At 73.1% G+C, this 26,333-nt stretch carries 22 protein-coding genes; 11 read left to right on the top strand and 11 right to left on the bottom strand.

Translation table 11 applies throughout. The features are described 5' to 3' along the window. Nucleotides 1-90: 90 nt before the first annotated feature. Nucleotides 91-768, bottom strand: a complete 678-nt coding sequence (locus tag IG74_RS0109280) for a response regulator transcription factor (protein ID WP_016644465.1) — start codon at nt 766-768, stop codon at nt 91-93. A gap of 532 nt (nt 769-1,300) precedes the next feature. On the opposite strand from IG74_RS0109280, the gene IG74_RS0109275 reads away from it, so the two are divergent. Together IG74_RS0109275 and IG74_RS0109270 are read left to right on the top strand one after the other, a co-directional pair. Beyond that, the gene (locus tag IG74_RS0109275; RefSeq protein WP_030672635.1) at nt 1,301-2,791 is read left to right on the top strand and encodes a peptide MFS transporter; all 1,491 of its coding nucleotides are present in this window, start codon (nt 1,301-1,303) and stop codon (nt 2,789-2,791) included. 104 nt (nt 2,792-2,895) lie between these two features. Then, a complete protein-coding gene (locus IG74_RS0109270) occupies nt 2,896-3,759 on the top strand; it encodes an alpha/beta hydrolase family protein (protein ID WP_037824884.1) in 864 nt (287 codons plus the stop codon). A gap of 2 nt (nt 3,760-3,761) precedes the next feature. On the opposite strand, the gene IG74_RS0109265 is transcribed toward IG74_RS0109270, so the two are convergent. From IG74_RS0109265 to IG74_RS0109240, 6 genes are all read right to left on the bottom strand, one after another. Further along, nucleotides 3,762-5,114, bottom strand: a complete 1,353-nt coding sequence (locus IG74_RS0109265; RefSeq protein ID WP_030672628.1) for a hypothetical protein — start codon at nt 5,112-5,114, stop codon at nt 3,762-3,764. A 113-nt stretch (nt 5,115-5,227) separates the two neighbouring features. Further along, nucleotides 5,228-6,394: a hypothetical protein gene (locus tag IG74_RS0109260; protein WP_030672625.1), complete on the bottom strand. Its 1,167-nt coding sequence runs from the start codon at nt 6,392-6,394 to the stop codon at nt 5,228-5,230. Continuing rightward, the gene (locus IG74_RS0109255) at nt 6,391-7,308 is read right to left on the bottom strand and encodes a hypothetical protein (protein WP_030672622.1); all 918 of its coding nucleotides are present in this window, start codon (nt 7,306-7,308) and stop codon (nt 6,391-6,393) included. Before IG74_RS0109255 ends, IG74_RS0109260 begins: the two co-directional genes overlap by 4 nt. A gap of 17 nt (nt 7,309-7,325) precedes the next feature. Next, a complete protein-coding gene (locus IG74_RS0109250) occupies nt 7,326-8,105 on the bottom strand; it encodes an LPXTG cell wall anchor domain-containing protein (RefSeq protein ID WP_030672618.1) in 780 nt (259 codons plus the stop codon). 187 nt (nt 8,106-8,292) lie between these two features. Then, nucleotides 8,293-8,808: an ATP-binding protein gene (locus tag IG74_RS0109245; protein ID WP_030672615.1), complete on the bottom strand. Its 516-nt coding sequence runs from the start codon at nt 8,806-8,808 to the stop codon at nt 8,293-8,295. Nucleotides 8,809-9,149: 341 nt separating this feature from the next. Then, nucleotides 9,150-9,518: an STAS domain-containing protein gene (locus IG74_RS0109240; protein ID WP_030672612.1), complete on the bottom strand. Its 369-nt coding sequence runs from the start codon at nt 9,516-9,518 to the stop codon at nt 9,150-9,152. Nucleotides 9,519-9,777: 259 nt separating this feature from the next. Here IG74_RS0109240 and IG74_RS0109235 point away from each other — a divergent pair, with 259 nt between their 5' ends. Further along, nucleotides 9,778-10,743 carry an RNA polymerase sigma factor SigF gene (locus IG74_RS0109235; RefSeq protein ID WP_420709872.1) on the top strand — a complete coding sequence of 322 codons (966 nt, stop codon included), beginning with the start codon at nt 9,778-9,780 and terminating at the stop codon, nt 10,741-10,743. A 77-nt stretch (nt 10,744-10,820) separates the two neighbouring features. On the opposite strand, the gene IG74_RS0109230 is transcribed toward IG74_RS0109235, so the two are convergent. Both IG74_RS0109230 and IG74_RS0109225 read right to left on the bottom strand, forming a co-directional pair. Beyond that, a complete protein-coding gene (locus IG74_RS0109230; protein ID WP_030672606.1) occupies nt 10,821-12,188 on the bottom strand; it encodes an APC family permease in 1,368 nt (455 codons plus the stop codon). Nucleotides 12,189-12,292: 104 nt separating this feature from the next. Then, complete coding sequence (locus IG74_RS0109225; RefSeq protein ID WP_051854726.1) at nt 12,293-13,681, bottom strand: diaminopimelate decarboxylase; 1,389 nt, start codon at nt 13,679-13,681, stop codon at nt 12,293-12,295. A gap of 116 nt (nt 13,682-13,797) precedes the next feature. On the opposite strand from IG74_RS0109225, the gene hutU reads away from it, so the two are divergent. The 4 genes from hutU to hutI all read left to right on the top strand — a co-directional run bounded on the left by hutU (nt 13,798) and on the right by hutI (nt 19,418). Continuing rightward, nucleotides 13,798-15,456 (top strand): urocanate hydratase, encoded by a 1,659-nt coding sequence (hutU, locus tag IG74_RS0109220; protein WP_030672600.1) that lies wholly within the window; start codon nt 13,798-13,800, stop codon nt 15,454-15,456. Nucleotides 15,457-15,548: 92 nt separating this feature from the next. Beyond that, nucleotides 15,549-16,751, top strand: coding sequence for an allantoate amidohydrolase (locus IG74_RS0109215; protein WP_030672596.1), 1,203 nt, complete (start codon nt 15,549-15,551; stop codon nt 16,749-16,751). Further along, nucleotides 16,748-18,097 carry a formimidoylglutamate deiminase gene (locus IG74_RS0109210; RefSeq protein ID WP_037824934.1) on the top strand — a complete coding sequence of 450 codons (1,350 nt, stop codon included), beginning with the start codon at nt 16,748-16,750 and terminating at the stop codon, nt 18,095-18,097. Before IG74_RS0109215 ends, IG74_RS0109210 begins: the two co-directional genes overlap by 4 nt. 151 nt (nt 18,098-18,248) lie before the next feature. Further along, complete coding sequence (gene hutI / locus IG74_RS0109205) at nt 18,249-19,418, top strand: imidazolonepropionase (RefSeq protein ID WP_030672588.1); 1,170 nt, start codon at nt 18,249-18,251, stop codon at nt 19,416-19,418. A 7-nt stretch (nt 19,419-19,425) separates the two neighbouring features. On the opposite strand, the gene IG74_RS0109200 is transcribed toward hutI, so the two are convergent. Then, nucleotides 19,426-20,259, bottom strand: coding sequence for a MurR/RpiR family transcriptional regulator (locus IG74_RS0109200; RefSeq protein WP_030672585.1), 834 nt, complete (start codon nt 20,257-20,259; stop codon nt 19,426-19,428). A 116-nt stretch (nt 20,260-20,375) separates the two neighbouring features. On the opposite strand from IG74_RS0109200, the gene IG74_RS0109195 reads away from it, so the two are divergent. The 3 genes from IG74_RS0109195 to IG74_RS0109185 all read left to right on the top strand — a co-directional run bounded on the left by IG74_RS0109195 (nt 20,376) and on the right by IG74_RS0109185 (nt 23,128). Next, complete coding sequence (locus IG74_RS0109195; RefSeq protein WP_030672582.1) at nt 20,376-21,809, top strand: purine-cytosine permease family protein; 1,434 nt, start codon at nt 20,376-20,378, stop codon at nt 21,807-21,809. 100 nt (nt 21,810-21,909) lie between these two features. Next, complete coding sequence (locus tag IG74_RS0109190; protein WP_030672579.1) at nt 21,910-22,614, top strand: carbonic anhydrase; 705 nt, start codon at nt 21,910-21,912, stop codon at nt 22,612-22,614. 85 nt (nt 22,615-22,699) lie between these two features. Then, nucleotides 22,700-23,128: a hypothetical protein gene (locus IG74_RS0109185; RefSeq protein WP_030672576.1), complete on the top strand. Its 429-nt coding sequence runs from the start codon at nt 22,700-22,702 to the stop codon at nt 23,126-23,128. Nucleotides 23,129-23,439: 311 nt separating this feature from the next. Here the strand turns inward: IG74_RS0109185 and IG74_RS0109180 are convergent, their stop codons facing one another. Beyond that, on the bottom strand, nt 23,440-24,831 hold the full coding sequence (locus tag IG74_RS0109180; protein ID WP_030672573.1) for a cystathionine beta-synthase: 1,392 nt from the start codon (nt 24,829-24,831) through the stop codon (nt 23,440-23,442). Between the two features lie 218 nt (nt 24,832-25,049). Between IG74_RS0109180 and IG74_RS0109175 the strand changes: the two genes are divergently transcribed. Then, complete coding sequence (locus IG74_RS0109175; protein ID WP_078868677.1) at nt 25,050-26,063, top strand: SGNH/GDSL hydrolase family protein; 1,014 nt, start codon at nt 25,050-25,052, stop codon at nt 26,061-26,063. Nucleotides 26,064-26,333 lie beyond the last annotated feature (270 nt).

Raw genomic sequence — 26,333 nt, 5'->3', positions numbered from 1 at the left:
CCTCGGCGCTGTGCCCACCCGTCCCGCCCGGCGGGACGATTGCCCACAGCGGGGGGCACGTGCCCCGCCCGTATCCGGGTCAGAAGGCGGCTACGACTTCTCGAAGCGGAAGCCGACTCCTCGGACCGTGGCGATGTAGCGGGGGTTCGCCGCGTCGTCGCCCAGCTTCTTGCGGAGCCAGGAGATGTGCATGTCGAGCGTCTTGGTGGAGGACCACCACGTCGTGTCCCAGACCTCGCGCATCAGCTGGTCCCGGGTGACGACCCGGCCCGCGTCCCGGACGAGCACCCGCAGCAGGTCGAACTCCTTCGCCGTGAGCTGGAGCTCCTCCTCGCCCATCCAGGCCCGGTGCGACTCGACGTCGATCCGCACGCCGTGCGTGGCGGGCGGCTGCGCCGGCTCCGTGGCGCCGCGCCGCAGCAGGGCCCGGACCCGGGCGAGCAGCTCGGCGAGCCGGAACGGTTTGGTGACGTAGTCGTCGGCGCCCGCGTCGAGCCCGACGACCGTGTCGACCTCGTCGGCGCGCGCGGTGAGGATGAGGATCGGCACCGTGTGCCCCTCGGCGCGCAGCCGCCTCGCGACCTCCAGGCCGTCCATGCCGGGCAGGCCCAGGTCGAGCACGACCAGGTCCACGCTGCCCTGCAGCCCGGCGTCGAGGGCGGTGGGGCCGTCCTCGCGCACTTCGACCTCGTAGCCCTCGCGGCGCAGTGCGCGGGCCAGCGGCTCCGAGATGGACGCGTCGTCCTCGGCGAGCAGTACACGGGTCATGGGGTGATGGTAGTCCGCTGCGGACAGCCGTCGAAGGGTGATCGCCGGGTGCGGGCCCGGCGGCCGCCGCGGGCCCGTCCGGGACGGCTCCACCGGACCGGAAGATCACAATCCAGGATGCGATCCTTGGATACATCTAGCGGACACCTTGGAATGTGTTCCATTGGTTCCTGAGTCACCTGTGATCCATGTCTCAAGTCCTTCCAAATCGCGCTCTGTCGTGGCGTATGGTGGCGAGACGCCTGTAGCACTACTCAAGGACCTTTGGCCCGCTATTGCGCGCCAAGGGTCTCTTCTGTGTGTCGGCTGGTGAGCAACCAGCCTGGAAGGAATGACCTGTGGTCGGGCCCCGCTCGCGATGATGCGTCCGGGGTGTGGATCTCGGTGTCGCCGTCTCCCGTGCTCCGCCCAGCGGACCGGATCCCCTCGCAGGCGTGGGGTGTGGACGGTCCGGCGCCGGTGCCGACCGCCCCCACCGGGCGCGCCCACGACGGCTTCGTCACGCGCGTCCCGACACCACGAGGATCGACCCATGGCGTCCAGCCTGACGAAGGACTCGGCCAGCACTCCTGGCTCCGAGAAGACCTTCTTCGGCCACCCCCGCGGCCTGGCCACTCTCTTCATGACCGAGATGTGGGAGCGCTTCAGCTTCTACGGCATGAAGGCCCTGCTCCCCCTGTACCTGGTCGCGCCCGGCGGCATGGACATGAATGCCGCCACCGCCACGGCGATCTTCTCGATCTACATGGCGATGGTCTATCTGCTCGCCCTGCCGGGCGGCTGGTTCGCGGACCGCCTGTGGGGCCCGCGCAAGACGATCACCATAGCCGCTTTGGTGATCATGCTCGGTCACCTCACGCTCGCCCTGCCGGGCCAGGCGATGTTCTTCCTCGGCCTGGTGTTCGTGGCGATCGGCTCCGGCCTCCTGAAGGCCAACATCTCCACGATGGTCGGCCACCTCTACAACGGCCCGGACGACCCGCGCCGCGACGGTGGCTTCACGGTCTTCTACATCGGCATCAACCTCGGCGCCTTCTTCGCCCCGCTGGCCATCGGCACCGTCGGTGAGAAGGTCAACTGGCACCTGGGCTTCGCCATCGCCGCCTTCGGCATGGGCCTCGGCCTGATCCAGTTCCTGCTCGGCGGCCGCCACCTGAGCCCGCAGAGCAGCGTCGTGCCGAAGCCGGTGCCGCGCGCCGAGCTGATGGGCCTGCTGCGCAAGGCCATGCTGTGGATCATCGCCGCCGTCGTCTTCTACGGCGTCGCCGTCGCCACCGACGTCTACACCCTGAACTGGGCGATCGTCCCGATCACCGTCGCCGGTCTGCTGATCCCGATCTGGGTGCTCACGCGCATCAAGCGCGACAAGTCCCTGGACGAGACCGAGCAGTCCAAGATGACGGCGTACATCTGGTTCTTCGTGGCCGCCGCCATCTTCTGGATGATCTACGACCAGGGCGCGTCCACCGTGGCCCTGTTCGGCAAGAACTCCACCGACACCTCGATCTTCGGCTTCGACTTCCCGGTCTCCTGGTTCCAGTCGGTCAACCCGGTCCTGATCATGGCGCTCGCCCCGGTCGTCGCCTGGATCTGGCTGGCGCTCAACCGGCGCGGCCAGGAGCCGAACTCGGTCGTGAAGTTCGCCTCCGGTCTCTTCATCGTCGGCGTCTCGTTCTTCGTCTTCCTGATCCCGCTGTCCATGGCGGGCGACGGCGACAAGGTCGGCGCGTACTGGATCGTCGCGATCTACTTCATCCACACCGTCGGTGAGCTGTGCGTCTCCCCCGTCGGTCTGTCGGTCACCACGAAGATGGCCCCGCAGAAGTACGCCTCCCAGATGCTGGGCGTCTGGTTCCTCGCCGTCACCGCCGGTGACTGCACCACGGGTCTGCTGTCCATCGCGGGCGTCGACCTGAACAAGTCCGGCGTGGTCGCCATGGAGGCCACGATGGCGGTCATCGCGGCCGTCGCGGTGTTCATGTACCGCAAGAAGGTCAAGGCGCTCATGGGCGACGTTCATTAGTCACGCCTCCCCCGCGTACGAACTGAGGGCCGCCGCACCACCCGGTGCGGTGGCCCTCGGGCTTTCTCCGGGCCGCGCGGCCGCGGCCGGTGCAGCATCGGGCCATGACCGTACGTCGTACGCTCCTGACCCTCGCCCTGTGCGGCACGCTCCTGTCGTCGAGCGCGGCCGCCGAGGCCTCGCACACGCCCGCCCGCGAGCAGCCCGGACGCGCGTACTCCTACGGCCCGCACCCGCGCCAGACGGTGACCGTGCACGGCGCGGGCGGCACGGCCCTGGTGCTCCTGCACGGCGGCTCCTGGGCCCGCGACACCGACTGGAGCGGCTGGTCCCGGTGGTTCGCCGCGCGCGGCTTCACCGTGTACGAGGCCGACTACCGGCTCTCGTCGGACGCCGTGTGGTCCGCGCAGCGCGCCGACGTGCTCGCCGCGCTGCGCTGGATCGCCCGCCGCGAGGGCCCCGGCGCGGCCCGGCCGCTGCTCCTCGGCTCGTCGGCGGGCGGGCACCTCGCGGTGAGCGTCGGGGCCTACGGCGACGGGCGCGCGTACACCCGGGGCGTGGTCGCCCTCTCCCCCGTGGCCTCGCCGTACCGGGCCTGGCGCGACGGCACCAGGCCCGGCGCCCCTGCCGTGCGGCGGGGCCTCGCAGGGGCGGCGAAACGTCTCGCCGGCTGCGACCCGGACCGCGCCGGGCGGCTCTGCTGGGAGCGGTGGGGCGACCTGTCGGCCGCCTCGCACGCGTCGGGCCCGCGGGACGCGCCGCTGTACCTGGTGCACTCGGCGGGCGACTTCGTGCCGCCCGCGCACTCCGCCGACCTCGCCGCCGTCCAGCGCCGCGCGGGCCTGCGGGACGTGACCGTGCGCACCTTGCCGGGCTCGTCGCACGGCGGCCCGCTCCTGAAGGAACGGGGCCTCGCCGCCGACGTACTGAGGTGGCTGCGGGACCGCGCGAAGCGCCGCGGCCGTTGAGCTCAGCGCAGCCGCCCGCGCCTGCGCGGCAGGAACGTGAACACCGCGCCGCCAAGCAGCATCGCCGTGCCCGCGATCAGGCCGAGCGCCCGCAGCGCGCCGTTGTCGTCGGCGCCGGTGTCGGCGAGGCCGCCGCCGGACGCGTCACCGGGCGCGCCGCCCGCGGAGCCGCCGCCGGAGCCCGAGCCGGAGCCGGAGCCGGACCCGGAGCCTGAGCCGCCCGCCGTGCCGCCCGGCTGCGCGGAGGTGTCGAGCACCAGGGACACCCCGGTCTTCGCGGGCGTGCACGTGGTGGTCGTGCCTAGGGCCTTCACGACGAGGACGCCGGGCGAGAGCGTCGACTTGCCGTCGGCGCCCGGCTTGTAGGTGCCCGTCAGATTCGGGACGGCGATCGGGGCGCCGGACTTGATGGGCTCCTTGTTGGCGGGGCCCTCGACGGCGACGGTGCCCTTGTCGGCGCCGCCGACGCGCACGGCCATGGAGGGCTTCACCGCGCCCGCGGGGATGTCGGCCGGGCTGTCCATCACCGACTTCTTGAACCGCACGGTCAGGCCGTACGTCCCGCCGTCCTTCCGGGCGTCGATCCGCACCGGCGAGGTGGCTTCCTTGTCACCGATCGGCGTCTTGCACTCGTACGGGACCTGCACCTCCTTGCCGACGAAGTCGGTCTGGCCGTCACCGCCGCCGGAGGAGCCTCCCGCGGAGCCGCCCGAACTGCCCCCGCTGTCACCGCCGCCCGAGGTCGTGCCCCCGGACGAGCCCCCTGACGTCGTACCGCCGGAAGACCCACCGGAAGACCCACCGGACGACCCACCCGACGAGCCGCCCGACGACCCGCCCGATGAGCCCCCTGACGTGCCGCCGCCGTCGGTCACCTTGATGGTCGCGGCGGCCTTCACCGCCTCCTCCGGCTTGCACTTGGTGTCCGTGGAGATCGGCTTGTCGACGTTGATGTCGTACGCGCCCGGAGTCAGCGTCACCTCCCCCGGCGCGGTCAGCTTCAGCTTGCCCTTCATGTCGGACAGGACCATCGCGCCGCCCTTGGGGATGGGCGGGTTGGTGCGGGTCCCCTCGACCTTCAGGCCGCCGCTCTGGGCGCCGCCGACCGTGACGGTGCCGGTCGGCAGGACGGTGTCCTTGCCGAGGTCGAGGATGTCGGGGTTCTTCGACGCGGCCTCGACCGTCTTCCACACCACCTCGACCTCGTCGCCGACCTTCGCCTCCGCGGGCGCCCGCACGTCCACCTTCGTGGTGCCGTGCACCGGCGGCAGATTGGAGATCGGCGGCGGCACGCACTCGGTCCTGTACGCCACCTCGGCGGCGCTCGCGGGGCCCGCAGCGCCGAACACGACCAGGCCCGCGCCGCCGAGCGCGAGGGCGACCGAGGCCGCGACCGCTCTCGTACGGGGTGGAGTCCCCTCTGGGGTCCGCTTACCCGCCCTCGCGCTCCGTTTCGTCGGCTTCCTCGTCACGGCTTTCCTTTCGTCGGGGGGCCGTTGTCGGACGGTGCGGAGAGCTGTCCCGCCGCGGCGCCCGGATCGGTGTCCGGGGTGAACCACGGCAGGCCGGTGGACCCGGTGTCCCGGGAGGTGCGCGCGGTGTCGTCGGAGGCGGTGTCCGTCCTCCGGAGCAGCGCGGCCCTGGCGAGCAGGGCGTTCTTGGTGAGCCGGGTGGCGCCCGGCAGGGCCGCGCCCACGCGCCGCGTGCGGTGGCGGCCCGGCGGGCGGCCGCGCCCCTCGGCGGGCCGGAGCCGGTCGACGGCCACCATGCCGACGCGGAAGACGGCCGCGGGCACGACGAGGGCGAGCAGCACCCAGAACAGGGTCACGCCCCAGGGCCGCCCCACGCCCCACGGCTGCTCGGCGATGACTTCGCTGCCGTACCGGAGCGAGACCAGGTAGTCGCCGTGGGCGCCCGCGGGCAGCTCGACCGAGAGCCTGACCCTGGCCTTCGCGCCGGGCGCGATGGTGCCCCGCCACTGCTGCTCCTCCCACTGCGGGGCGAACACGCCGTGCGAGGTGCCGACCTGGAAGACGGGGTCCTTGACCGGCGCGGTGCCCATGTTGCCGACGGTGACCACCAGTTGCCGCGAGGGCGGGGAGCCGAACCACGTCAGGAGGCCGCTCGACCCGTCGAGCCGGGTGTCGGCGAGCACGGCGAGGCGGCCGCCGCGCGGCTTCGCCAGCGGCTTCACCGGGTGCCCGGCGACCGTGAACGCCGCGTCCACGGCGGCCTTCTCGCCGGTCACCGTGGCGACGTGCACGACGCACGGGCAGGGCTTCGGCGGCTCGGCGACGGGCAGCCGCTTGCGGAACGTGCCGTCGCGGCCGGTGGTGACGGCCCGGCCCTCGGCGTTGGCGCAGGAGTTGGTGCCGCCGGGCACCCCCGCGGCGGGCGTGCCCTGCCCGCAGACGAGCATCATGAGCAGTGCGCGGGGCCGCCACCCCTTGCCGGTCACGGTGACCGAGCCGCCGGTGCCCGCCTGGGACTTGGAGAGCGTGACCGTCGGCTTCGGCGCGTCGGCGGCCCCGGCGCCGGGCGCCGCGGCGGTGGCCCCGAGCAGGGCGAAGGCCAGGGCCAGTGCCAGTGCCAGGACGACGGCGTGGCCGCGCCGCCACGTCCGCTGTACGTTCACGGCTTGTCTCCCGTCCCCGTGGCCACCGGCTCCCGCTCCGCCGCCTCCGCTGCTGCCGCTTCCGCCGTTTCCGCCGTTTCCGCCTCCGGTGGGCGGGCGTCACGTCTGCGACGGCGTACGACGTGACGTACGGCGAACCACCCGGCGACGGCCGCCGCGACGGCACCCGCGCCCGCCCCCGCGGCGGCGGGCCAGGGCACGAGGCGCGCGGACGCGGACCCCTCGGCCCGCACCCCGCCCGCCGCCGTGGCCGTCACGCGCACGTCGACGACGTCGAACGACGGCACACCGGGCCACGGCTCGCTCAGCGCGACCCGGCTCCCGGGCGCCACGCGCGCGGGCACCCGGTGCGGCGCCCGGTCGAGCAGCTCCCCGAAGACGCCGTCGGCCCGCACCGCGACGCGCGGCACGAGCACCGTGTTGCCCCGGTTCACCAGCTCGTACGTGATCCGCCCCGCGTCCGCGTCGAGGCGTACGCGCTCCACGGTCAGGGCGGCCAGGGCGGGCCCGGCCACCCGCAGGCGCAGGGACACCCGGGCGTCCCTGCCGCCGCCGCGCGCGACGACCGCGCCCGAGCGGTCGCCCGGCGCGGCCCCCTTCGGCACCGCCACCGTGAACGGCACGTCGGCACGCGTGCGCGGCGGGACCGTCACCTTCCGCCGGGCGAAGGCGAACCACTGCTCCATGCCGTCGGGGCCCGCGCCGCGCAGCGTCACCGTGCGGGGCTCGGCGCTCCGGTTCGTGACGGACACCTGGTCCTCAAGGACGGCACCGGGGGCGCCCTCCGCGTACAGGGACGGCCGCGCGGAGCCCGCGGGCGCGAGCGACCAGGCGCCGTCGGCCGCGTGGGCGACCGGCGCGGCGCCGCACACGAGCAGCGCGACGGCCGCGACCGGCGCCCGCGTGGCCCGCATCGCCCGGGTCCCGGCCCTCAGCGCGGCGCCTGGTTCCGGCGCGTCAGCCACAGCACTCCGGCCGCGCCCGCGAGCAGCACCGTGCCGCCGAGCGTGCCGAGCGCGATCGCGGAGTCGGCGGGCCCGGTCTGGGGCAGGTCCTCGCCGCCGGACCCGGTGCCCTGCGAGCCGTCGGACTTGTCACCGGAGCCGGATCCGGATCCTGAACCGGCGCCGGACTTGTCACCGGAGCCCGACCCGGATCCCGAGTCCGCGCCGGAGCCCCCGTCCGACCCCGGCGCCGAGCCGCCGCCCTTCACGTTCAGGGTCAGCGAAGGCTTCGGGTCGTTCGCGGGCGTACACGTCGTCGTCGTACCGAGCGCCCTGATGGTGAGGATCCCGGCGGTGAAGGTGACCTTGCCGGACTTCTTGGGCGTGTAGGTGCCCGTCAGGGTGCTGATCTTGATGGGGGTGTTGGCCGGGATCGGCCCGGAGTTCGGCGGGCCCGACACCGGCACCGTGCCGCTCTCCGCGCCGCCGAGTTCGATGAGCGCGCTCGGCTTCATGGCGCCCTTGCCGAGCTCGACGGGGCTGGACGAGACGCCCTTCTGGAAGGACATCGTGAGCTTGTAGCCGCTGCCGCTCTTGACGCTCTTGATGTCGATCGGCGAGACGGCGCCCTTGTTCCCGATGGGCGTCTTGCACTGGTAGTCGACGTCCTGGACCTCGGCCCGTGCGGCGGGTGCGGTCAACAGCAGCGCCGATCCGGCCAGGGCGGCGGTGAGCGCGAGCGCGGTGGGCTTCCTCTGGTACGGCACCTCGTTGTCCCCTCATGCCGGTGGCGAAATCCGTGCCGCGCGCACTGATTTGCTGACGGCACATCAGATCGGGCGCTCAAGGTACGCCGGGGACCTTGTCGAGGGAAGACAAAGGACGCGCCGGATCCGTGGAGATCCGGCGCGCCCTGTGAACCGTGGGTAACCCTTGCGGCTGCGGGTGCGGGCGCTAGCCCGGCGCCCCCAGCTCCGCCCACACCGTCTTGCCCGTCTCCCCAGGGGTCCGCACAACCCCCCAGTCCAGACAGAGCCGTTGCACGATAAACATGCCGTGGCCACCGGGCCGCCCGGCCCGGTGCGGCGTACGCGGCGCGGGCTGCCCGGCACCGCGGTCGGAGACCTCGATGCGCAGCACCTTCCTGCCGTTGTCGCAGGACAGCCAGAGCTCGTCGGGGCCCTCGGCGTGCAGGCAGGCGTTGGTCACCAGCTCGGAGACCACGAGCAGGACGTCCTCCGCCGCGGCCCGCCGGTCGGCGGTGGCCGCGGGCAGCCAGCCCCAGGCGTGCAGCGCCTCACGGGTGAAGTCCCGCGAGAGCGGGACCACGCCGCTCGCGCCGTCCAGGCTCAGCCTGCGGACCTGGCGGCCCCCGGACCCGGGCCCTGCCGCGTGCGCGGGAGCGTCCGCGACCGCGGCCTCCGGCTCCGGGCCGCTGTCGCCCGGCGAGTAAGGCCGGGTGGCGCTCATCAGCACTTCACCTCACCGACAAGAGGACTCTGGACAAGTGACGGGCCTCGGGAGCCCGGCGGCGGGCCTGCTGCCCGCCCGGCCGCTCCTCGGCCGCTTGCCGTTTCTGACGTTTGATCCGACGTTGGTCTGCCGTTCGGTCCGGCGCCCGCCGGACGACGGCAGACTCCGGATTCAGGGTGACTTCTGCCCGGCCGAACCGGACGAACACCCATGGATTCGGTGGGAACCGTGTGACGCTGGTAACGCATTGGTCACACAGCAACAACTGACGCATAACGCTTCACGTCATTCATCACATCGCCCCCACACACCTCTCACCCCGCACAGAGAGGTCCGACTCAGTCGGCCAGCGCCGCTTCGAGCGTCTCGTGGACGGTGAAGACGGCGTCGGCACCAGTGATCTCGAACACCCGGGCCACCACCGGCAGCATCCCGGCGAGATGCACGCCGCCCCCTGCGGCCTCGGCCTTGAGGCGGGCCCCCAGGAGCACGTTGAGACCCGTGGAATCACAGAACTCCAACCGTGAGCAGTCGACCACGAGGCGCGAGAACCCCTCGTCGACGCAGCCCTCGAGTGGCTCGCGCAGCAAATCGGCGGTGTGGTGATCGAGCTCACCCGCCGGAGTCACGACGGCGCTGCGACCCTCTTTCCGGACTTCGACCAGAAGCCGGCCCCTGTGTGCGCTGCCGACCGTCCCGCGGTCCATGCCGTCACTCTCTTCCGACCGTTGGGCTGTTACAGGCGCGCGCCGTGACGCGCGATGACGCCCCTGAACATTACGCCTTCCCTACGCCCCGGGGTACCCGAACATCCTCCTGAATTCGGACATTTCGCCACGCAACGCACTTGCGACTCCGCGCCGGAAGCGGGTAGGGGTAGAAGAGACATCACCCGACCCGGACGGCCATGGAGGCGCCGCACACCGCAGTGCACGTAGTGGCATCGGCAGCCATATGCCGAGAACGATGGAGGACACCATGTCACCCCGGCTCGACGAATCGCGTACTGACCAAGCGACGTCGACACCCCCGCCGAACCGCACCCGGACCACGATCCCCGGCCCCGCCGAAGAAGCCCTGCCGCCGGCCGCGACGGACCAGTCGCACACCGGCGAGCGGCCCGACTCGCTCTCCGGGCTCCCCGAGATCCCCCCGTTCGACGAGGTGGGCCCCCTCGACGCGCGAGCCCTCTCCAAGACCCTCTTCGAGCGGCTCGAGTCCCTCGAAGAAGGCACCCACGCCTACGCGTACGTACGCAACACCCTCGTCGAGCTGAACCTCGCCCTGGTGAAGTTCGCCGCCTCCCGGTTCCGCTCCCGCAGCGAGCCGATGGAGGACATCATCCAGGTCGGCACCATCGGCCTGATCAAGGCGATCGACCGCTTCGAGCTGAGCCGCGGCGTCGAGTTCCCCACCTTCGCGATGCCGACCATCGTCGGTGAGATCAAGCGCTTCTTCCGCGACACGTCGTGGTCGGTGCGCGTCCCGCGACGGCTCCAGGAGCTCCGCCTCGACCTCGCCAAGGCGGGTGACGAACTCGCTCAGCAGCTCGACCGCTCGCCGACGGTGGCCGAGCTCGCCGAACGCCTCGGCATCTCGCACGACGAGGTCGTCGAAGGCATGGCGGCGTCCAACGCCTACACCGCGAGCTCGCTCGACGCGCAGCCCGAGGAGGACGACTCCGAAGGCGCGCTCGCGGACCGCATCGGCTACGAGGACCACGGCCTCGAAGGCATCGAGTACGTCGAGTCGTTGAAGCCCCTGATCGCCGACCTGCCGCCGCGGGACCGGAAGATCCTGTCCCTGCGGTTCGTGGCGAACATGACCCAGTCGGAGATCGGCGAGGAGCTGGGCATCTCCCAGATGCACGTCTCGCGCCTGCTCTCCCGCACGCTGGTACGACTGCGCCGGGGCCTGACGGTCGTGGAGTAGTCCTCCGCCGCGCCCCCCACGCACACCGACGCCGGTCGGGCTGGATCCCAGCCCGTCCGGCGTCGGTGTCGTGCGGCCTAGTCCTCCGCCCGTGCCCTCATCACCAGCTTGTTCACCGCCCACAGGGCGATGCCGATGGCGAGGAGCACGCCCGCGCGGATGTAGACGTCGGCGGGGCGGTCGGCGAGCGGACTCGCGAGGACGAGCGCGGTGATCGCGCCGAGCACGGGCAGGACCGTCGGCGTGCGGAAGTGGTCGTGGTCCACGGGGTCCCTGCGCAGCACCAGGACGGCGACGTTGACGACGGCGAACACGCACAGGAGCAGGAACGCCGTGGTGTCGCCGAGGCCCTCGATCTCCCCGGTGGAGACCAGGCCGATGGCGAGCAGGGACACGAACGCGATGCCCACGACGGGTGTGCGGCGGCCGGCCAGGACGCGGCCCATGGCGCGCGGCAGGATCCGTTCGTTGGCCATGCCGTAGCAGAGGCGGGAGGCCATCATGATGTTGATGAGGGCGGAGTTGGTGACCGCGAACAGGGCGATGAGCGCGAAGAGCTTGTGCGGGAAGTCGACCCCGCCCGCCTTCACGACCTCCAGGAGCGGACCGCTGGAGCCCTCCAGGGTCTTGTGGTCCACCAGGAGCGAGGAGACCAGGGCGACCAGGACGTAGATGGTGCCGGTCACCGCCACGCCGATGAAGATCGCGCGGGGGAAGGTGCGGGTGGGGTCCTTGGTCTCCTCGGCCATGTTCACCGAGTCCTCGAAGCCGACGAAGGCGAAGAAGCCGAGCGCGGTGGCGCCGAGGACCCCGGTGAGCAGGGCGTATCCGGAGCCGCTCGCCTCGAACTCGGTGAGGCGTGCGGGCTCCCCGTCCCCCGTGAGCACGGCCCACGCGCCGATCGCGAGGATGATCAGGAGGCCGGTCAGCTCGACCACGGTCAGCACGACGTTGGTCTTCACCGACTCCGACACGCCCCGCAGGTTCAGCGCGGCGAGGGCGAGGATGAAGGCGATCGCCACGAGCGTCGGCGGCAGGGCGTCACTGGTCAGCTCGCTCAGATAGTCCCCGCTGAAGGCGCGGGCGGCCGCGCTCGCGGACGACAGGCCCGAGCACATCACCATGAACGCGATGATGAACGTGAGGAAGGGGACCTTGAAGGCCTTCTGGGTGTAGAGCGCGGCGCCCGCCGCCTTGGGGTACTTGCCGACCAGTTCCACGTACGACGCGGCCGTCAGGATCGCCACGACGAAGCCGATGAGGAACGGCACCCACAGGGCGCCGCCCACCTTCCCCGCCACCTTGCCGGTGGTGGCGTAGATGCCGGTGCCGAGGATGTCGCCGATCACGAAGAGGATCAGCAGCTTGGGGCCGAGGACCCGGCGCAGGCCGGGCTCCTCCTCGGCCGGTTGTGTGGTGCTACCGCTCGTTCCTGAAGTCGTCACACGAGCCTCCCCCGAACGTGACCGGGCACTTGGGAAGGATCTCTTGCCCGTGACACGCCGGGACGATGCCCTAGTTGAGGAACATCAGAGCCCTTGGCGGGCCCTCACAACCCGTTCAGCGCCTCCGGCACGCCGCCGCCCGCCTCCGCGACCAGCTCCGCCACCGGCTGCGGCGCGCGCACGGTGGCGAACCCGACCGTGCCGTCCGCCCGCGCGGCGAAGCCGTGGATCCCGGGCCGGGGCAGGCTGTTGTACGAGTAGTGCTGGGCGAAGTAGTAGGCGCCGGTGTCCAGGGCCGCCACGTGGTCGCCCGCTTCGAGCCGGGGCAGCGGGTGGTCGGCGGCGAGCAGGTCGCCCGCGAAGCAGGCCGGGCCCGCGACGTCCTGGCCGACGGCGGGCCCCTGCTTGGGGCGGCCCTTGGCGTCGTAGGCGGCGAGCCTGAGCGGCCAGGACTCGGGCGCGTACACCGTGCGGGTCGCCACCTGGACGCCCGCGTGGGTCAGCGCGATGGGCCGCCCGCCCGCCTCCTTGACGTACTCGACGCGGGCGAGCAGCACCCCTTGTTTGGCGAGCAGCGAGCGGCCGAACTCGGTGACCAGGCCGTAGCGCCCGTCGAGCAGCCCCGGCACGCGCTCCTTGAGGAGGCGCGCGTACGCGCCGTGGGTCGGGCTCGCCTCGTCGGACGCGAAGTTGACGGGGAGGCCGCCGCCGATGTCGATCGTGTCGATCTGGCGGCGCCCGGCGCGGGCGTTGATCTCCTCGGCGAGTTCGTACACCGCCGCGACGCCCCGTACGAGCAGGTCGAGGGGGATGCCCTGGGAGCCGGTGTGCGCGTGCACGCGAGTCAGCCAGAGCCGGTCGAGGTAGGCCTGGACGAGCCACTCGCGGGCGCCGTCGTCGCGCAGCGGCACGCCGAACTTGGAGGTCGCGGTCGCCGTCGAGAGCGCGCCGATGGAGCCCGCGCCGACCTGCGGGTTCACGCGGACGCCGAGCGGCGAGCCGGTGGGCGCCGAGCGCACCAGGGCGTCGACGCGGGCCAGCTCCTGCGGGTTGTCGGCGTTGACGGCGATGCCCAGGGCGAGGGCCTCGCGCAACTCGGCCGGGGTCTTGGCGGGCGAGTCGAGGACGGTGTGCGCGGGCGCCACCCCGGCGGCGCGGGCGATGGCCAGCTCGCCGGGGCTCGCGACCTCGGCGCCGATCCCCTCGTCGCGCAGCAGCCGCAGGACGGGCACCAGCGGGGTCGCCTTGACCGCGAAGGCGTGCAGGACGGGGGTACCGGGCGGGGTGACACCGGCGAAGGCGGCCCGCAGGGCGGTGGCGGCGGCGCGGACGCCGGTGACGTCGATGAGGCCGGCGAGCGGGTTCTCGGCGCTGACGACCCCCTGCTCGATCGCGGCGCGTACGGCCTGGTCTCGGCGGGCGGCGGCCGCCGCGCCCGGGGGACTTGCGGGATCGACGGTGGGGCCGGGAACCGTCGCGTCGTCGAGGCTCATGTGATCCACACAATCACCCGAGCGCCGCGCCCGCTGGCCGTACGGCGCTATTGACTAGAGCTATTCACCGACCGAGGATGTGAATATCAAGGTCACAGCCCGGAGGAGGCACCGCCATGTCAGGACCCCGCCCCGTACGAGCGCCGCGCGGCACCGAACTGAGCACCCTGGGATGGCAGCAGGAGGCCGCCCTCCGCATGCTCCAGAACAACCTCGACCCCGAGGTCGCCGAGCACCCCGACAAGCTCGTCGTCTACGGCGGCACCGGCAAGGCGGCCCGCGACTGGCGCTCCTTCGACGCGATGACGCGCACGCTGCGGACGCTCAAGCAGGACGAGACGATGCTGGTCCAGTCCGGCCGCCCCGTCGGCGTCATGCAGACCCACGAGTGGGCGCCGCGCGTGCTCATCGCCAACTCCAACCTGGTCGGGGACTGGGCGAACTGGGAGGAGTTCCGCCGCCTCGAGGCGCTCGGCCTCACCATGTACGGCCAGATGACCGCCGGTTCCTGGATCTACATCGGCACCCAGGGCATCCTCCAGGGCACGTACGAGACCTTCGCGGCGGTCGCGGCGAAGAAGTTCAACGGCACGCTCGCCGGGACCATCACCCTCACCGCCGGGCTCGGCGGCATGGGCGGCGCCCAGCCGCTGGCCGTCACCATGAACGACGGCGTCGCGATCTGTATCGACTGCGACCCGCGCGCCATCGAGCGCCGCATGGAGCACCGCTACCTCGACGTGCGGGCCGACTCCCTGGAGCACGCGCTCCAGCTCGCCACCGAGGCCCGCGACGCCCGCCGCCCGCTCTCGATCGGCCTGCTCGGCAACGCGGCGGAGCTGCTGCCGCGCATGCTCGCCGAGGGCGCCCCCGTCGACATCGTCACGGACCAGACGAGCGCCCACGACCCGCTCGCGTACCTCCCCGTCGGCGTCGACTTCGACGACATGGCGACGGCGGCCGAGAAGGACCCGGCGGGCTTCACACAGCGCGCCCGCGAGTCCATGGCCCAGCACGTCGAGGCCATGGTCGGCTTCATGGACGCGGGCGCCGAGGTCTTCGACTACGGCAACTCCATCCGCGGCGAGGCCCAGCTGGCGGGCTACGACCGGGCGTTCGCCTTCCCCGGCTTCGTGCCCGCGTACATCCGGCCGCTGTTCTGCGAGGGCAAGGGCCCGTTCCGCTGGGCAGCCCTCTCGGGCGAGGCATCGGACATCCACAAGACCGACAAGGCGATCCTCGACCTCTTCCCCGAAAACGAGTCCCTGCACCGCTGGATCAAGATGGCCGGCGAGCGCGTCCACTTCCAGGGCCTCCCCGCCCGCATCTGCTGGCTCGGCTACGGCGAGCGCGACAAGGCGGGCGAGCGCTTCAACGACATGGTGGCCTCCGGCGAGCTCCAGGCCCCCCTCGCCATCGGCCGCGACCACCTCGACTGCGGCTCGGTGGCATCGCCGTACCGCGAGACCGAGGGCATGCGCGACGGCTCCGACGCCATCGCCGACTGGCCCCTCCTGAACGCCATGGTCAACGTGGCCTCCGGCGCCTCCTGGGTCTCCCTCCACCACGGCGGCGGCGTCGGCATGGGCCGCTCCATCCACGCGGGCCAGGTCACGGTCGCCGACGGCACAAAGCTCGGGGGCGAGAAGATCCGCCGGGTGCTCACCAACGACCCGGGCATGGGCGTGATCCGGCACGTGGACGCGGGGTACGAGGGCGCCGAGGCCGTGGCCTCCGAGCGCGGTGTGCGCGTGCCCATGCGGGAGGGCGAGTGACCGCCGCCGATCGGCCTGCGGCCTCGTCCTCAAGCGCCGGACGGGCTGATTCTGTCGCTGGTACCGGCCAGAATCCCCCCTCGTTCCAGCAGATGTGGCGCGACCTGAGCCCCGTCGGCCGCAACGCCGAGACCGGCGGCTACCGCCGCTACGCCTGGACCGGGGCCGACGCCGACTGCCGCACCTGGTTCCAGGAGCAGGCGGAGAGCCGCGGCCTGGCGTACGAGACGGACCGCAACGGCAACCAGTGGGCGTGGCTCGGCGACCCGGCCGCCGGGGACGCCGTGGTCACCGGCTCGCACCTGGACTCCGTCCCCGACGGCGGCGCCTTCGACGGGCCCCTCGGCGTCGTCTCCGCCTTCGCCGCGCTCGACGAACTCCGCGCCAGGGGCGTGGAGTTCACCCGCCCTCTCGCCCTCACCAACTTCGGCGACGAGGAGGGCGCCCGCTTCGGCCTCGCCTGCGTCGGCTCCCGGCTCACCGCGGGGCAGCTCACCAAGGAGCAGGCGTACGAGCTGCGCGACGGCGACGGCGTCCGCCTCCCGGAGGCGATGGAGGCGGCGGGGTACGACCCGGCGGCGATCGGCCCGGACCCCGAACGGCTCGCCCGGATCGGCGCGTTCGTGGAGCTGCACGTGGAGCAGGGCCGGGCCCTGGACCTCTCCGGCGACGAGGTCGGCATCGCCAGCGCCATCTGGCCGCACGGCCGCTGGCGCTTCGACTTCCGCGGCGAGGCCAACCACGCGGGCACCACCCGCCTCGTCGACCGCCGCGACCCGATGCTGAGCTACGCGGAGACGGTCCTCGCGGCCCGCCGCGAGGCCGCGCTCACCGGCGCGGTGGCGACGTTCGGCAAGATCTCCGTCGAGCCGAACGGCGTCAACGCCATCCCGTCCCTGGTGCGCGGCTGGCTCGACTCGCGCGCCGCCGACCAGGAGACGCTCGACACGGTGGTGACGGCGATCGAGAAGGCGGCCCGCGAGTACGCGGACCGGCACGGCGTCGACCTCGCCGTGGTCCGCGAGTCGTTCACGCCGGTCATCGAGTTCGAGCACGCGCTGCGCGACGAGCTGGGCGCGATCCTGCGCGGCCGCACCGGCCGCGAGGTGCCCGTGCTCGGCACCGGCGCCGGGCACGACGCGGGCATCCTGTCCGCGTCCGTCCCGACCGCCATGCTGTTCGTCCGCAACCCCACGGGCGTCTCGCACTCCCCCGCCGAGCACGCGGCGGAGGACGACTGCGTCGCCGGGGTGCGGGCACTCGCCGACGTACTGGAGGGCCTGGCGTGCCGGTGACGCACACGTACTGGGCGGAGCACGCCTGGCTCGATCCGGTGGTGGAGCCGGGCGTGGCGCTCGACGTGGGCGCGGACGGGCGGATCGCCGCCGTCCGCACCGGCGTCGAAACCCCGCCGCCGGGCGCGACGGTCCTGCGCGGCCTGACCCTGCCCGGCCTCGCGAACGCCCACTCGCACGCCTTCCACCGCGCGCTGCGCTCCACCGTGCAGGTCGGCAGCGGCACGTTCTGGACGTGGCGCGAGGTCATGTACTCCGTGGCCGACCGGCTCACGCCGGAGACGTACCACGCGCTCGCGCGGGCGGTGTACGCGGAGATGGCGCTCGCGGGCGTCACGGCCGTCGGCGAGTTCCACTACCTGCACCACGCGCCCGGCGGCAAGCGGTACGCCGACCCCAACGCCATGGGCGAGGCCCTGATCGCGGCCGCCGCCGACGCGGGCATCCGCATCACGCTGCTCGACACCGCGTACGTGGCCTCCGGGCTGCGCGACGCCGCCGAGGGCGCGCCGCCCGACCACCACCAGCTGCGCTTCTCCGACGGCACGGCCGAGGCGTGGGCGGAGCGGGCCGCGCTGCTCAAGGACCGCGAGCACGCCCGGATCGGCGCGGCCGTCCACTCCGTACGGGCCGTGCCCGCACGGCAGTTGGGCACCGTGGCCGAGTGGGCCGGCTCGCGGGGCGCCCCGCTGCACGTCCACCTCTCCGAGCAGACCGCCGAGAACGAGGCGTGCCTGGCCGTGCACGGGTGCACGCCCACGCGGCTGCTCGCCGACCACGGGGTGCTCGGGGCGCGCACGACGGGCGTCCACAACACCCACCTGACCGACGAGGACATCGCCCTCATCGGCGGCTCCGGCACCGGCACCTGCATGTGCCCCACCACCGAGCGGGACCTCGCCGACGGCATCGGGCCCGCGCCCGCCCTCCAGCGGGCGGGCAGCCCGCTGTCCCTCGGCAGCGACAGCCACGCCGTGATCGACCTCTTCGAGGAGGCGCGGGCGATGGAGCTGAACGAGCGCCTCCGCTCGCATACGCGGGGGCACTGGACCGCGGCCGCGCTGCTGCGGGCCGCGTCCGCCGACGGGCACGCGGCGCTCGGCTGGGGCGATGCCGGGGCCCTGGTGCCGGGGGCGCTCGCCGACTTCGCGACGGTCGCGCTCGACTCCGTGCGGACGGCCGGGGCGGCGGCGCGGCTCGGGGCGGAGGTGGCGGTGTTCGCGGCGAGCGGGGCGGACGTGCGGCACACCGTGGTCGGGGGCCGCCACGTGGTCCGCGACGGCGCCCACACCCTCCTCCCCGACGTCCCGTCGGCCCTGACCCACGCGGTGACAGCCCTGCACTAGCCCGCGCGGTGCGCCCCAGGCCCGCGAAAGATCCAGCCTCTCCGGCGTTTGAGGAGCGGGGTCTGGGGCGGAGCCCCAGTTCGGGAAGGGGCGGGTCAGGGGCGCACCGCGAGGGATCACCCGCACCCACCCACGAACAGGACGCACCCCCATGACCACCACCGTCATCCGCAACATCGGCAGCCTCGTCACCAATGACCCCGCCCTGGGCCGGGGCCCGCTCGGGCTCGTCGAGGGCGCCGCCGTCGTCCTGGACGGCGAGGAGGTCGTCTGGGTGGGCCCGGACGCGCAGGCCCCGGCGGCGGACGAGGCGTACGACGCACAGGGCGGGGCGGCCCTCCCCGGCTTCGTGGACTCGCACTCCCACCTCCTGTTCGCCGGCGACCGCACCCAGGAGTTCAACGCCCGCATGGAGGGCCGCCCGTACGAGGCGGGCGGCATCCGCACGACCGTGGCGGCGACCCGCGCCGCGTCGGACGAGGCCCTGGAGGCCAACCTCGCCCGCTACCTCGCCGAGGCCCTGCGCCAGGGCACGACGACGTTCGAGACGAAGTCGGGGTACGGCCTGACGACCGAGGACGAGGCCCGCGCCCTGCGCATCGCGCGGCGCCACACGGACGAGGTCACGTTCCTCGGCGCCCACATCGTGTCGCCGGACTTCGCCGCCGACCCGGCGGCGTACGTGGCCCTGGTGACGGGCGAGATGCTGGACGCCTGCGCCCCGCACGCCCGCTGGATCGACGTGTTCTGCGAGAAGGGCGCCTTCGACGGCGACCAGGCGCGGGCGATCCTGACGGCGGGCAAGGCCAAGGGACTGCACCCGCGCGTGCACGCCAACCAGCTCAGCTACGGCCCCGGCGTCCAGCTGGCCGTGGAGCTCGACGCCGCGAGCGCCGACCACTGCACGCACCTGACGGACGCCGACGTGGACGCCCTCGCCCACAGCGACACGGTGGCCACGCTGCTGCCGGGCGCGGAGTTCTCCACGCGCGCCGAGTGGCCGGACGCCCGCCGGCTGCTCGACGCGGGCGCGACCGTGGCGCTCTCCACGGACTGCAACCCGGGCTCGTCGTTCACGTCGTCCGTGCCGTTCTGCGTCGCGCTCGCCGTACGGGACATGGGGATGACCCCCGACGAGGCGGTGTGGGCGGCCACGGCGGGCGGCGCGGCGGCGCTGCGCCGCACAGACGTCGGCCGCGTCGCCCCCGGCGCCCGCGCCGACCTGGCGCTCCTGGACGCGCCGAGCCACGTCCACCTGGCCTACCGGCCGGGCGTACCGCTGGTCTCCGCGGTGTGGCGGCACGGCGCACGGGTCGCCTGACGGGGCGCTACTCGACGAACAGGCCCCGCTCCGCCGCCCCCGCGTCGAACTCCTCCAGGCGCGCCTGCGCGTCCGGCAGCGCGTCGCACATGGCCTCCAGGAGCGCCCGGCCGAGCAGCATCGGGGCGCAGGCCGTGTCGAAGGCGAGGCCGGTGCCGACGGCGGCGGGCAGCAGCAGGTCGGAGTGCGCGGCCACCGGCGCGAAGGCGGAGTCGGCGACGGTGACCACGGTGAGGCCCGCGTCCCGGGCGTGGGCCAGGGCGTCCACGACCTCGCGCGGGTGCCGGGGCAGCGCGAAGCACAGCAGCACGGTGGCCCCGGCCCGCACGGCCGCGTCCAGGCGGTCGGTGAGCATGGAGCCGCCCTCGTCGAGCAGCCGCACGTCGGGGTGGACCTTCGCGGCGAAGTACGAGAAGCCGTAGGCCTGGGAGGCGGCGGCGCGCAGGCCGAGGACCGGCAGGGGGCGGGACGCGGCCAGGAGGCGGCCCGCGCGTTCGACGGGCGCGGGGTCGGCGAGGACGGCCGCGAGGTGGCGCAGGTTCTCGATCTCGGCCTCGACGGCCTGCTGGTACTCGTTCGCCTCGGCGTCCTCCGGCGCCTCCGCCGGGGCCACGTCGCGCAGGTGCCGCCGCAGCGCCGGATAGCCGTCGAAGCCGAGCGCGACCGCGAAGCGGGTCACGGACGGCTGGCTGACGCCCGCGAGTTCGGCGAGCTCGACGCTGGACAGGAAGGGCGCGTCGGCGGCGCGCCGCACCATGCAGTGGGCGATGCGCCGCTGCGTCGGCGTGAGCCGGTGCCCCTCGAAGAGCACCTGAAGCCGTGCCGCTGGACTGTCACTCATGCCGGACCCCTCACGCCGCTCCCGCTCTTGTCGCCACCCGACCATTGACAAAGTATTCAGCAAACCAGAACTCTGCATGACCATATACAGTCCGGCGAGACGAGGTCCGGCGCACCATGACAGAGTCACCCAAGTCCCTCGTGGAACGCCGCTCGATCGACGTCGTACCGGACGCCGAGCGGCACGGCGGCGCGGTCAGCCAGTTCACGCTCTGGCTCGGCGCGAACCTCCAGATCACGGCCGTCGTCACCGGCGCGCTCGCCGTCGTCTTCGGCGGCGACGTGGTGTGGTCGATCGTCGGCCTCGCCCTCGGCAACGTCCTGGGCGGCGCCGTCATGGCCCTGCACTCCGCGCAGGGCCCCAAGCTCGGCCTGCCCCAGATGATCCAGTCCCGGGCCCAGTTCGGGGTGCGCGGCGCCGTCGTACCGCTGCTCCTCGTGATCCTGATGTACGTCGGCTTCTTCGCCAGCGGCAGCGTGCTCGCCGGGCAGGCCACCGCCGAGCTGACGCACACCGGCGACACCACCGGGATCGTCCTCTTCGCGGTGGTCACGGCGGTGACCGCCGCGGTCGGCTACCGCGTGATCCACGTCCTCGGCCGGATCGCGAGCGTGGTCTGCGCGCTCGCGTTCGTCTACCTGGGCGTCCGCCTCCTGGACCGCGTCGACCTCGCGGACCTGCTCTCCGACGCCCGCTTCGACCTGCCGGTGTTCCTGCTCGCCGTGTCGCTCTCGGCGTCGTGGCAGCTGGCGTTCGGGCCGTACGTCGCGGACTACTCGCGCTACCTGCCGCGCACGACGTCGGCCCGGGCCACGTTCTGGTGGACCCTGTCCGGCTCCGCCCTCGGCTCCCAGTGGTCGATGACGTTCGGCGTCCTGGTGGCCGCGAGCGCGGGCGGGGCGTTCATGGGCAACCAGGTCGCGTACGTCGTGGGGCTCGGCGGCACCGGCCTGGTGGCCTCGCTCCTGTACTTCGTGATCGCGCTCGGCAAGCTGACCATCAACGTGCTCAACACGTACGGCGGCTTCATGTCGATGGTCACCAGCATCGGCGGCTTCCGCACCCAGAAGGAGATCTCGCCGCGCGCCCGGGCCGCCTACATCGGCCTGATCATGGTCGCGGGCACCACGGTGGCGCTCCTCGGCAAGGACAGCTTCCTGACGTCCTTCAAGGACTTCCTGCTCTTCCTCCTGACCTTCTTCACCCCGTGGTCGGCGATCAACCTGGTCGACTACTACCTGATCTCCAAGGAGCGCTACGACATCCCGGCCCTGTTCGACCCGCACGGCCGGTACGGCGCCTGGCGCTGGGACGCGCTCACCGTGTACGGGATCGGCCTGCTGGCCCAGCTCCCCTTCCTCGTCACGCACTTCTACACCGGCCCGCTGGTCGACTCCCTGGGCGGCGCGGACATCTCCTGGATGGTGGGGCTCGCCGTCCCGGCTCTCCTGTACTGGCTGTTCGCCCGGCGCGACCCTGCCCACGCCCCGGCACCGCCGACGGCGCACGCACCGCCCCCCGGTCACGAGCCGGTCTCGGACAGCCCATGAGCTGACGCCAAATCACCCAAGGCTCTTCCAAGGGGAGTTGAGCGGATAGACGGCACCTCTACGGTGAACCGCCCTGCTCCGCCGAGCCCTAGGACGTACCATGCGCGCCACCTCACGCCGCCGCCCCGCGAACCGCCGCGCCTTCCTCACGGCGACCGCCGCCACCGCGCTCACCAGCGCGGCGGGCACGGCCGCCGCCGCGCCGGCCCGCGGCACCGCGGGGGCCGCGCCCCGCCCCGCCACCGCCGACGAAGCCCTCGCGACCCTCCTGGAGGGCAACCGGCGCTGGGCGGAGGTCCACTCCCGCCACCCGCACGAGGACCGGGCCCGGCGCCGCGAGGTCGCCCACGGACAGCACCCCTTCGCCACGGTCCTCAGCTGCGTCGACTCCCGCGTGCCGCCCGAGCTGCTCTTCGACCAGGGCCTCGGCGACCTGCTGTGCGTGCGCAGCGCGGGCGAGGTCCTCGACGAGGCCGTCCTCGGCTCCCTGCAGTTCGGCGTCGCCGAGTTCGGCACCCCGCTGATACTCGTCCTCGGGCACGAGCGCTGCGGGGCCGTCGCGGCGACCATAAAACAGCTGCGCACCGGGGAGCCCGCGCCCGGGCACCTGTCCCGGCTCGTGGAGTCCATCGGGCCCGCCGCCTGGGCCTGCCGCGACCAGCCCGGCGACTGGGTCGAGCACACCGTCGCCGCGCACGCCCGCCGCATGCGCGACACCCTGCGCGCCGACCACGCCTTCCGGCCCGCCACCGTCCTCGCCGCCCGCTTCGACCTCGACACCGGTCTGGTGCGGGTGCTGCGCTGAGCGCGGCGGCCGGGGGCCTCGCCCAGGACGGAAAGGGGGGTTAGCCCCACTGTCGGAGCGGCGCGGGCTGCGTACCGTAAGAAGTATGGAAGCCACACGTGACGCCGAACTCAAGAAGGAACTCGACGCCGCCCTGCACGCGCGCAAGGATCTCGGCGAAGAGTACGAGTCCGCGCTCGTCGACTCGTTCCTCGAAAAGGTCGAGAAGCGCCTCGACGGGACGATCGACCGGCAGATGCGCCGTCACCTGGCCGAGCAGCAGATGATCGTGGCCCGCAGCGCGCGCAACCCCGCCAGTGGAGTCGACTCCTGGGGCGAGCGCTTCGGCTTCGGCATCGTCTCGCTCATCCTCGCGATCCCCCTCTCGGCGATCGGCGTGGTGAACGCGGGGCTGTCCGGCCTCTTCGTGACGTGGTTCGGCATCGTCGGCGTCAACGCGGTCCACGCCGTGCGGGGCACGGGCCTCCTCCCCTTCCTCCGCAACCGCTCCCGCAAATCCGACTGGCAGGACTAGCCCCCGGCGGGCAGCGGAAGGGCGGCGCGCGGCCGACAGATCAGCCCGCCCGGCGGAGCCCCAGCCCCAGGAGAGCGCCCGCGCGTAGCGCGGGGACCGCCGCACCCCCGGCGTGGCCGGAGGGCGGGACGACGGCGGTCCCCGCGGGGGACGGGCGCGGGTCAGGGCCGAGCGCTCACGTCCGGGCGTCGCTGGAGGTCCGGGAGCCGCTCCGGAAGTCCTGACGCCGACACCTCCTACCGTGCCTGAGCCGTGTTAAGGGGGTGCTGCGCACACGTGTCGCGTTCGTACCGGTTCCGCGAAGTCCGGCCCTAGCTGCCCTGCTGCTCCGCCAGGAAGGCGAGCAGGTCCTGGCGGCTCACGACGCCCGTGGGCTTGCCCTCGACGAGGACGATCGCCGCGTCCGCGCTGCCGAGCACGGACATCAGGTCCCCGACCGGCTCGCCGGAGCCGACCTGCGGCAGCGGGTCGGACATGTGCTTCTCCAGCGGGTCGTGCAGCGACGCCCGCTGCGCGAACAGCGCGTCGAGCAGCTCGCGCTCCACCACCGAGCCGATGACCTCGGCGGCCATGACGTCGGGGTGCCCCGCGCCCGGCTTCACGATGGGCATCTGCGAGACCCCGTACTCGCGAAGCACCTCGATCGCCTCGCCGACGGTCTCCTCCGGGTGCATGTGGACGAGCGAGGGCAGCTCGCCGCCCTCCTTGCGGCTCAGGACGTCGCCGACGCGCGGCTGGTCACCGGCCTCCTCCAGGAAGCCGTAGTCGTTCATCCACTCGTCGCTGAAGATCTTGCTCATGTAGCCGCGGCCGCTGTCGGGCAGCAGGACGACCACGACGTCGTCGGGGCCGAGGCCCTCGGCGACGCGGAGCGCCGCGACGACGGCCATGCCGCAGGAGCCGCCCACCAGGAGGCCCTCCTCCTTGGCGAGGCGCCGCGTCATCTGGAAGGAGTCCTTGTCGGACACGGCGACGATCTCGTCGGTGACGTTGCGGTCGTAGGCGGTCGGCCAGAAGTCCTCACCGACGCCCTCGACGAGGTACGGCCGCCCGGAGCCGCCGGAGTACACGGAGCCCTCCGGGTCGGCGCCGACGATCCTGACCTTGCCGCCCGAGACCTCCTTCAGGTACCCGCCGGTGCCGGAGATCGTGCCGCCGGTGCCGATGCCCGCCACGAAGTGGGTGATCTTCCCCTCCGTCTGCTCCCACAGCTCGGGGCCGGTGGAGTGGTAGTGCGACAGCGGGTTGTTCGGGTTGGAGTACTGGTCCGGCTTCCACGCGTCCGGGATCTCACGGACCAGGCGGTCGGAGACGTTGTAGTACGAGTCCGGGTGCTCCGGGTCGACGGCGGTCGGGCAGACGACCACCTCGGCACCGTAGGCGCGCAGCACGTTGATCTTGTCGGTGCTCACCTTGTCCGGGCACACGAAGACGCACTTGTAGCCCTTCTGCTGGGCCACGATCGCCAGGCCGACGCCGGTGTTGCCGCTGGTCGGCTCGACGATCGTGCCGCCGGGACGGAGCTCGCCGCTGGCCTCGGCCGCCTCGATCATGCGCAGGGCGATGCGGTCCTTCACGGAACCGCCCGGGTTGAAGTACTCGACCTTGGCGAGGACGGTGGCCTGCAGGCCCTGCGTCACGTTGTTGAGCCTGACCAGCGGGGTGTTGCCGACGAGGCTGGTCATCGAGTCGTGGAATTGCACGTTGTCTCCGTGTATCCGGCCGGGTATCCGGGGCGCGACGTCGTGAGGGCATGGCTGCTCGCACGAGGTGTTCGTATTTCGGTTTTCGGTAACCGTCAGACTACGGGGCCATCTGCCCGAGTCACCTCCTCTCGCGATTGGCCGACCGCCCCGACGGGGCAATGACTGGATGTAAGGGACGAACGGCTCCACAGGACCTGGCAGAGGTGACAGCGGGGATGTCGAGGGCGAGGGTGGCGCGGCGCATCGCCGCGGGTGCGGCGTACGGCGGCGGAGGCATCGGGCTGCTCGGCGCGGCCACGGTCGGGATCGTCCTCGCCGAGGTGCAGCTGGCCAAGCGGTCCGTGGGCAACGGCGGGCACGGGACCCCGCCGCGGGCCGACGGCCGGTACGGGGCGGCGTTCGCGGCCCGCGCGGAGTGCGGGGAGCCGCTGCGGTTCGCGATGCTCGGGGACTCCACGGCCGCGGGGCTCGGGGTGCACCGGGCCCGGCAGACGCCCGCCGCGCTGCTCGCGTCGGGGCTCGCCGCGGTGGCCGAGCGGCCGGTGGACCTGCGGGTGGTGGCGAAGGCCGGGGCGCAGTCCGACGACCTCGACCGGCAGGTGACGCTGGTCCTGTCCGACGAGACGGGCTGGCTGCCCGACGTGTGCGTCGTGATGATCGGGGCCAACGACGTGACGCACCGGGTGCCGCCGACGCGGTCGGTGCGGCTGCTCTCCTCGGCGGTGCGCAGGCTGCGCACCGCGGGCGCCGAGGTGGTCGTTGGCACGTGTCCGGACCTCGGCACGATCGAGCCCGTCTACCAGCCGCTGCGGTGGCTGGCCCGCCGGGTGTCGCGGCAGCTGGCCGCCGCGCAGACGATCGGCGTGGTCGAGCAGGGCGGCCGCACGGTGTCGCTCGGGGACCTGCTGGGCCCGGAGTTCGCCGCGAACCCCCGCGAGCTGTTCGGGCCCGACAACTACCACCCCTCCGCCGAGGGGTACGCCACGGCGGCGATGGCGGTCCTGCCCACGCTCTGCGCCGCGCTCGGCCTGTGGCCGGAGGAGGAGCGCCCCGACGTGTCGCGGCGCGAGGGCTTCCTGCCGGTGGCCCGGGCGGCCGCGAAGGCCGCCTCCGAAGGCGGCACGGAAGTGACCGGAGCAATGCCCTCCGGCCCGCGCGGCCCCTTCGCCCTCCTCAAGCGCAGGCGCCGCCGCCGGATCCAGGCCCCGGACCCGGCGCCGATCACCTGACGGCGGGCCACCCGGCCGCCGCGCCGCGCCTGCCTTGGCTGCGCTCGCTGGAATTGCCGCGACAGGGCCGTCGGGCGTCTGCGGATCCGTTGTGGCTGGGCGCGCAGTTCCCCGCGCCCCTTCGGGCGCTGCCGACCGTCGATCGCCTGCGGATCCGTTCCCCGCGGCCCTTTTGGGGCGCCACGCTGAGCGGTTGCTTAGAAGTGCGGTCCGCGTCACAGCCTCCATCCCGTGACCCCGGCTATACGTGCGGGTAACTTCCCTCTAAGC

This window comes from Streptomyces sp. NRRL B-1347 (assembly GCF_000720325.1).
GTDB lineage: Bacteria > Actinomycetota > Actinomycetes > Streptomycetales > Streptomycetaceae > Streptomyces.
This window is presented reverse-complemented; position numbering and strand designations above follow the sequence as displayed.